Origin of the sequence: Caulobacter sp. 17J65-9, from assembly GCF_010975005.1 — a bacterium.
In the GTDB taxonomy this organism is placed as follows: Bacteria; Pseudomonadota; Alphaproteobacteria; order Caulobacterales; family Caulobacteraceae; genus 17J80-11.
This window is the reverse complement of the sequence record NZ_JAAIVC010000172.1, coordinates 1-7812: the sequence shown is the minus strand read 5'-3', so window position 1 is coordinate 7812 and position 7812 is coordinate 1. Positions and strand designations below refer to the sequence as shown.

At 70.4% G+C, this 7812-nt stretch carries 6 protein-coding genes; 1 reads left to right on the top strand and 5 read right to left on the bottom strand.

The genetic code is table 11. The features are described from left to right. From G3573_RS18385 to G3573_RS18365, 5 genes are all read right to left on the bottom strand, one after another. A partial coding sequence (locus tag G3573_RS18385; protein WP_163263142.1) for a hypothetical protein occupies positions 1–1184 on the bottom strand: 1184 nt, incomplete at its 3' end. A gap of 82 nt (positions 1185–1266) precedes the next feature. Next, a complete protein-coding gene (locus tag G3573_RS18380; protein WP_205598359.1) occupies positions 1267–3204 on the bottom strand; it encodes an acyl-CoA synthetase in 1938 nt (645 codons plus the stop codon). A 233-nt stretch (positions 3205–3437) separates the two neighbouring features. Then, positions 3438–4661, bottom strand: coding sequence for an acyl-CoA dehydrogenase family protein (locus tag G3573_RS18375; RefSeq protein WP_163263141.1), 1224 nt, complete (start codon positions 4659–4661; stop codon positions 3438–3440). Positions 4662–4813: 152 nt separating this feature from the next. Continuing rightward, positions 4814–6103, bottom strand: coding sequence for an alpha/beta hydrolase (locus G3573_RS18370; protein WP_163263140.1), 1290 nt, complete (start codon positions 6101–6103; stop codon positions 4814–4816). 769 nt (positions 6104–6872) lie between these two features. After that, positions 6873–7271 (bottom strand): DUF983 domain-containing protein, encoded by a 399-nt coding sequence (locus G3573_RS18365; RefSeq protein WP_163263139.1) that lies wholly within the window; start codon positions 7269–7271, stop codon positions 6873–6875. Positions 7272–7349: 78 nt separating this feature from the next. Between G3573_RS18365 and G3573_RS18360 the strand changes: the two genes are divergently transcribed. Next, positions 7350–7812, top strand: a 463-nt coding sequence (locus tag G3573_RS18360; RefSeq protein ID WP_346427416.1) for a winged helix-turn-helix domain-containing protein, incomplete at its 3' end; no start/stop codon positions are given.

Sequence of the window (7812 nt, the reverse complement as noted above, 5' to 3'; positions counted from 1 at the left end):
GGCTCGTGCAGCCGGGCCAGGATCTCCCCCCGGCGCAGCCGCGCGGCGGCGGCCGTGCCGGCGTACTCGGGCATGTCGCCCGCCGCCGCGAACAGTCGCTCGGCGCGTGGCAGGTCGCCGCGCCAAGCCGCCGCCTGCGCGGTCATGTCGGCGGCGGTGATCGCGGCGGCGACGCGCGTCGTCCGCCATTGTTGCCGGGCGGCCAGGTCGGCGTGCGCCAGGGCTTGCTCCTCGCGCCCCAGCATGTGCCCCAGCAGGGCCGCGTTGGTGTCGCTCACCAGGCTGGAGTCGAGGGCGGCGCCGTGACGGGTGGCGGCGAGCGCTGCGTCGACGTCGCCGAGGTCGAACAGGGTGGTGGTCACGCCCACCCAGGCCCAGCCCCGCTCGGTCCGATCCGCGTGATGCGTCAGCCCCCGGAAGGTCTCCAAAGAGCGCGCCCGGTTCTCGGGCGTGGCGGCGAGCATGATCGCGTAGCGATAGGGTTGGGTCTGCGCATAGACCGCCTCGGCCGCCTGGTTCAGCAGGCCCGGCAGGTCGGCGTCGTCGCCGGACACCGTGGCGGCGGGACCCGCGCCGCTGCGCACGGTCAGTTGCAGCCGCCCGTCGGGACCGCGCACCACCTCGCCGCGGATCACCGTGCGCCGACCCAGCCGGCTCTTCAGCATCTGAAGCGCCTGGTCCAGCGACACGCCGGTCTGGGGAATCTCCACGGTCAGCCCGCCGCTCCAGTCCTGGGCGTAGCTGTCGGCCGGCCGGGCGGAGTCGGTCTTCGCCTGCAGGTCGGCCAGTCGGTCGATCATCTGCGCCGCCAGCACCTCGCCGGTGGCGCCGCGGGCCGCGAGTTCCGGCGGCACGGAGAACGCCTGCACCGCAAGGCTCCGGCTGCGGGCGGCGTCCCACACGACGGCGAGCACGCCGACCAGGACCAGCACCGCCAGACCCGCCAGGGCGGCGTCGCGCAGGGCCTTGATGCGCGCGCGAAAGCGTTCGTTGTCGGCCAGGCCCAGCTGCTTTTCGACCAGCCGGACGTGGCGCTCCAGCAACTGGCGCGCCGGGCTCTCGGGCGACAGATCGCCTCGCTCCAGCTCCATGGCGATCTCGACAGGATCGGGCGTGCTCGGCGCCGGCTCGGCCGCGCGCCGTCTAAGCGCCGCGCGCGGCGGCGCCGCGGTGATGTCGTCCATGCCCCGTTCCCCCGAATGGCGAGGCCAACCTAACGGCGAGCGCGGGCCGCGCAAGCTCAAGGGTTGGGTGGGGCGCTCTCGCCTAGCCCACGATCTCCCACGCCACCGCGAACCGGCCCAGCACCTCGCGGGCCGTCGCCGCCTGGGCCGGGTCGGTCAGGCTCACCGTCGCCAGCGTGCCGCGCTGCTTGTCCTCGGCGGCGACGACGACCGCCTTCACGCCGGCTTCGGCCAGCGTGTCGGTCAGGGCGCTCTCGACCTCCATCCACTTGAGCTTCGGCTTGAACAGCTTGCCGACGGCGGTCAGCGGCATTTCCGGGATGATCCGCACCGCCTTGGGCTGGGCGGCGCGCTCGCCGATCTCGGCGTGGGCGAAGGCCAGGAGCTCGGCGGCGGTGGCGTGCTGGCCCGGGCGCAGCTGGACGTAGGCGATCGGCACCTCGCCGGCGTGCGGGTCGGGGCGGCCGACCGCGGCGGCCAGCTCCACCGACGGATGGCGGTGCAGCGGGTCCTCGATCGAGGCGGGGTCGATGTTGTGGCCGCCGCGGATGATCAGCTCCTTCTTGCGGCCGGTCAGCCAGAAGTAGCCGTCGGCGTCCTGGCGGCCCAGGTCGCCTGAGTTGAACCAGCGCTGGCCGTCGCCCAGATCGAGCCAGATGTTGGCGTTGTGCGCCTCGGTGCGATAGCCGGCGAACATGTTGGGGCCGGCCAGGGCGACCACGCCGATCTCGTCGACGGCGGCGTCGCGCACGTATTTGCCGGCCTCGTCGACGACCACGATCTTCATCTGCTGGAACGGCAGGCGCAGGCCGATCGAGCCGACCCGCCGGTCGCCCAGGGGCGGGTTGACCGAGCTGACGCAGGTGGACTCGGTCATGCCGTAGCCCTCCAGGATCTTCAGCCCGGTGCGCTCCTGGAAGGTCTTGAACACCTCCACCGGCATGGGCGCCGCGCCGCACAGGGCGAACTCCAGGCTGGAGACGTCGCGCTTTTCGATGGGGACCTGAAGCAAGGAGGCGAACAGGGTCGGCACGCCGTTGAACAGGGTCACCCGGTGGCGCTCGACGATGTCCCAGAAGTGCGGGATCAGGCCCTCGGCGCGATAGCCCTGGGGCGTGCCGACCAGCACGTGCGCGCCGCGCGCGAACGGGGCCAGGCCGCTGACCAGCACGGCGTTCACATGGAACAGCGGCAGGCCGGAGAAGATGGTGGTCTTCGGCCCCAGGCCCTGGCCCAGCAGCCGCCCGGCCATCCAGGCGTTGGCCACCTCGTTGGCGTGGCGGCGCATGGCGATCTTGGGCGTGCCGGTGGTGCCGCCGGTGCCGAAGTAGGATGAGAAGTCGCCGGGCGAGATGCTGCGGCCGCTGGTCAGCCGTTCGTGCGGCTGGCCGGCGATCGCCTTGCCGAAGTCGTGCACTCGCACCCCGGACATGCGCGGATGCTTGCGCGCCTCGCGGCTCTGCAGCCAGCGGGCCGGCAGGTTGCGGACGCCGCGCACGCGGTCGGCCAGGTTGACCAGCACGACGTGGCGCAGGCTGGGCACCTGATCCACCACGCCCTGCAGTTTTTCGTAGAGGTCGGTGTGCGGGAAGGGGGCCAGGGTCACCAGCACCTTGGCCTCCGCCGCGTTCAGCAGTTCGGCGATGGTCTCCGGCCCCAGCAGCGGGTTGATCGCAAACGCGATGCCGGCGGCTTCCGCGCCCCAGATGGTGAAGTGGGTCTCGGGCAGGTTGGGCAGGACGTAGGCGACCACGTCGGTCTTGCCGACGCCCAGGCTGTGAAACAGGTTGGCCGTCTGGGTGATGCGGCGGAAGAAGCGGCGATAGCTCCAGCTTTCCGGCCGCGCATGGCCGTCGACGCTCAGGAAGAAGGACAGCGCCTTGGCGTGCGGCCGCTGGCGGGCGGTGCGCCCGATCATCTCGTAGGTGCTGGCCGGCAGGTCGCGCGGCATCCCGGCCGCCTCGATGGCCGTCACGTCGTTCAGGCCGGAAACGGCCCTTTCCTTGGGCGTCCACAACACGAAAGCGTTTCCTGTAGGCAGCGTCTGGCGGCGGCCGTGGAATTATTAAGCCGCTGAACCGGGCGGCTGTCACCTAGGTGAAAAATCCTCCCCTGAGCGAAGCGGTGGGGGAGGGGGACCGCGAAGCGGTGGAGGGGGCTCCAGCGGAGAGCTTCGATGCAGCTGCACCGTCGCGCCAAGACGAGCCCCCTCCACCATGCTTCGCATGGTCCCCCTCCCCCAGTGGGGGGGGATTAGGCGTGCCGCGCGTACTCCAGCCTCGCGATCGCGCGGCAGTGCACCTCGTCGGGGCCGTCGGCGATACGCAGGGTGCGGATCATGGCGTAGAGCCGCGCCAGGCCGAAGTCCTCGGAGACGCCGCCGCCGCCGTGGGCCTGGATGGCGTCGTCGATGACCTTCAGGGCTATGCGCGGGGCCGCCACCTTGATCATGGCGATCTCGAGCTGGGCGACCTTGTTGCCGGCCTTGTCCATCATGTCGGCGGCCTTCAGGCAGAGCAGGCGGGTCATCTCGATGTCGATGCGCGCCTCGGCCACGCGCTGCTCCCACACCGACTGCTCGGCCACCGCCTTGCCGAAGGCTTTGCGGGCCAGCAGCCTCCTGACCATCTTCTCCATGGCTGCCTCGGCCGCGCCGATGGTGCGCATGCAGTGGTGGATGCGGCCCGGGCCGAGCCGGCCCTGGGCGATCTCGAAGCCGCGGCCTTCGCCCAGGATCAGGTTCTCGGCCGGGACGCGCACGTTCTCCAGGATCACCTCGGCGTGGCCGTGGGGCGCGTCGTCGTAGCCGAACACGGGCAGCATGCGCACGATCTTCACGCCCGGCGCGTCGAGCGGGACCAGGATCTGCGACTGCTGCTGGTGGCGGTGCGCGCTCGGGTCGGTCTTGCCCATGACGATGGCCACGGCGCAGCGCGGGTCGCCGACGCCCGACGACCACCATTTGCGGCCGTTGACGACATAGTCGTCGCCGTCGCGGACGATCGAGGTCTCGATGTTGGTGGCGTCGGAGGAGGCGACCTGCGGCTCGGTCATCAGGAAGGCCGAGCGGATCTCGCCGGCCAGCAGCGGGGTCAGCCAGCGGCGCTTCTGCTCAGGGGTGCCGTAGCGGTGCAGCACCTCCATGTTGCCGGTGTCCGGCGCCGAGCAGTTGAACACTTCCGATGCCCACAGCACCCGGCCCATCTCCTCGGCGCACATGGCGTATTCGAGGTTGGACAGGCCCGCCCCGTGGAAGCCGTCCTCGTCGTGCGCCTCGTTCGGCGGCAGGAACAGGTTCCACAGTCCGTCGGCCTTCGCCTTGGCCTTCAGCTCTTCCAGGATCGGCGGAACGGTCCAGCGGTCGCCGCTGGCGTGCTGTTCTTCGTAGGTCGCCAGGTTCGGATAGACGTGGGCGGCCATGAAGGCGCGCACGCGGTCGCGCCAATAGCTCTGACGCTCGGACGGGGTGAAGTTCATGAAGGGCACTCCAGGGCCTGATAAGGGCGACCCGTCAGGCGTAGCACGGACTCCCGCAGCCGCCAGAACGAATTTTCAAAGCGAAAGGCGGCTGGGTGGTATCGGCTGTTACGTAAGGGAAGTTGCGTGATCGGCTCCGCCGTACCGCACTTTCAATTCGGCGGCTGCTTGGGCGCTTCCTGGGGCGGCGGCGGAGGTTGCGGCTCCGCCTCGGTGGCGTTCTTCGACGGCCCGCCGCCCAGCGGCGCGGCCTGCTCGCCCAGCCGGTCGCGGGTGTTCGGATCGACCAGGGCCAGCGGGGCGGCCACCACCACGCCGGCCGCCGTGCCGACCGTGCGTCCCGCGCCGACCGCCAGCACCCCGACCTGCTCGCCCAGGCTGGGATTGTAGTCGCTGAGCTTCTGGCCCTGGGCCAGGCGCCCGCCCAGCACCTGCACGATCTGCGGGCTGGCCACGAACTTTTCGTGGTTGAACGGGTCGCCGGTCTTCAGCTTCGACAGGTCGATCACCGTCACGCCCGGGTGGGCCTCCAGCCGCGAGCGCCAGGGCTCCTTCGCCGGATCGACGGCGCCCAGCCGGCCGACGTCGCCGGCGATGAAGCGCGACAGGGAAAGCGCCCGGTCGTCGGTGGAGACGAAGATGGTGAAGTGCGGCTTGTCCGGCCCCAGGGATTCGTACTGCTCGCGAAAGACGTCGATGTCGATGTCGGGGGCGGCCAGCACCACGTTGGTGATCTTGGCCGGCAGGCGCCCCTGGCGGACCGCGGTCTGGCGCAGGGCCTCCATGGTCAGGTAGGTGCCCATGGAGTGGGCCATGATGGTGATGTCCTTCACTTCCGGCGCCTCGGCCGCGCGGGTCAGCGCCGCCTCCAGGGCGTTGCGGGAGTAGTTGGCGCTCTCCCGGTCGTAGACGTAGGCGAACACGCTGCCGCGCGAGGGCCAGGTGAACAGCACCGGCGCCATGGGCGCGCCGGTGTCATGGACGATCTGGGCGAAGCGGAAGACGGCCGCTTCGAAGCGGGTGTTGAAGCCGTGCACGAACACCAGGAGCCGCCCGTCCGCGCCGGCCGTGCGGGTGAACCAGTCGGTCGCCTGGCCGAGCTCCAGCGGCTTGACGCTGAGCACGGCGAACTCCTTGGCCGGGTCGGGGGTGTTCGTCTTCGGCCACTCGACGTCGCCGACCTTGCGCGCGGCCTCGGGCGGGATGGAGACGACGATCTCGGTGGTCCGGTAGCCGATCCCCCGCTCGCCGGTGAACAGCACCCCCGGGTCGGGCGAGGGCTTGCGGGTGGTGACGATCAGCATGTCGACCCTGCTGCCGCCCGGCGGCGCCGGACCGACCGGGCGGAGGTAGGCCTCCGGCGTCGAGGCGCAGGCGGCTAGGAGGGCTGCGGAGAGCAGGGCCGAAACGCTCGAGCGGACGCGGAGGGCGAAGCGAGCCATCGCCGGCTCAACCGGGGGAGGGCGGTGGCGGTTGCAGCTCATGCTCCGACGCCCGAGGGCGTGAGCACGGCCAAGTTTACACGCGCTTCCAACCACCTCTGCGGCGAGCGGAGCGCCGCCTGAACCGTGGTGATCCAGTCAGAATTTCGGTTTGGCCAGAGCGGGACTCTCGGTCGCTTCGCACGTCCCAGTCCCGATGCGTCCATCCCGTTTGTACCACGGATCACCGTAGGGGTTCGGCCTGCCGTCGAGCCCGAACTTCTCAGAACTGTAGTCCAGAGAAATCACACCGGTCCGTCGTTCGATCCTAAGCGTGTAGTCGATATCGTCGTACGCCGTCGTACCGCGATCGACCTGTCGCCACTGCAGGACATATGCGTCGCTAGAGAAGCTGCAGCTATTCCGGGCGCACTCATTCACGCCCCAGCCAGAAGACGGGTCCCAAGTCTGTATCGAGTCCGGCGCGATGCGGTAAACGGCTCGAACCCAAGGGGAATTCCCGCTCGCCTGGGTGCATGAAATGAAGACTTCGGCCGACGCCGCCGACGCCAAACTCATGGCTCCGACGAACGCACCGATCACGGCAATCCGGTTGGCCAACCTCAACGAACCCTCCCACGCAAGCGCAGCAAAAGAATAGCAGCAGGGCGTGGAGCCGCAATCAATGCGGGCTTGGCTGGCGCCAGCTCAATCCAGCGAATGATCCGCCTGCCGCAGTCGTGTCCAACGCGGCGCTGACGCGATTGAAGCTGAGCAATATGGGCGCCCCTCAGAACGGCCCGTGCTTGCCGTAGTGCTCGAACTTCCCTTCCTCGGCCTTGTAGTAATACTGCGAGGCCACCAGCCAGCCCTTGATGGGCCGCAGCGTCGCCAGGCAGCCGATCACCAGCAGGGGCAGGGTGAAGGCCAGGTGGAAGGCGATGGGCGGGTGGTAGGCGACCTCGATCCAGGCGAACAGGGCCATGATCAGCAGGCCCACGCCGGTCATCGAGAAGAAGGCCGGGCCGTCGGCTGGGTCGGCGAACGAGAGGTCCAGCCCGCACACGTTGCAGCTCGGGGCCAGGGTCAGGAACCCCTTGTACAGCTTGCCCTTGCCGCAGCGCGGGCAGCGGCAGGCCGGGCCGGTCTTCCAGGGCGAGAGGGGCGGGTAGGCGGCGGACTCGGTCATCGGCTGATCCATACAATCCGGTTGACGTCTGCATACATCTGAACGCTAATGTATGGATTCTTGCGGCCGGAGGCCAGAGTGCCGGACCCTCGCCTGATCGAAATTCTGCGTTCGCGGTACGAGGCCGCCTCGGGCGCGCGCTACCTGCGCATCGTCGACGCCCTGGAGGCGGCGGTCCGCGCCGGCGAGCTGCAGGGCGGCGACCGCCTGCCGACCCATCGCGCCCTGGCCGAGGCGCTGAGCGTCGACCTGACCACCGTCACCCGCGCCTACGGGGCCGCGCGCGAGCGGGGCCTGCTGGACGGGGCGGTCGGGCGGGGCACCTTCGTGCGCGGGGCGGCGGCCGAGGCCGACCGCGGGCTGGTCGACCTCAGCATGAACATCCCGCCCCAGCCGGAGGGGCGCTCGCTTCGCCGCCTGCTGGCCGAGGGTCTGGCGGGGGTGCTGGGGCGGGCCGACGCGGCGACCCTGATGGCCTACCGCCCGGTCGGCGGCGGGGCGGCCGAGCGGGCCGCGGCGGTCCAGTGGCTGGAGCCCCTGC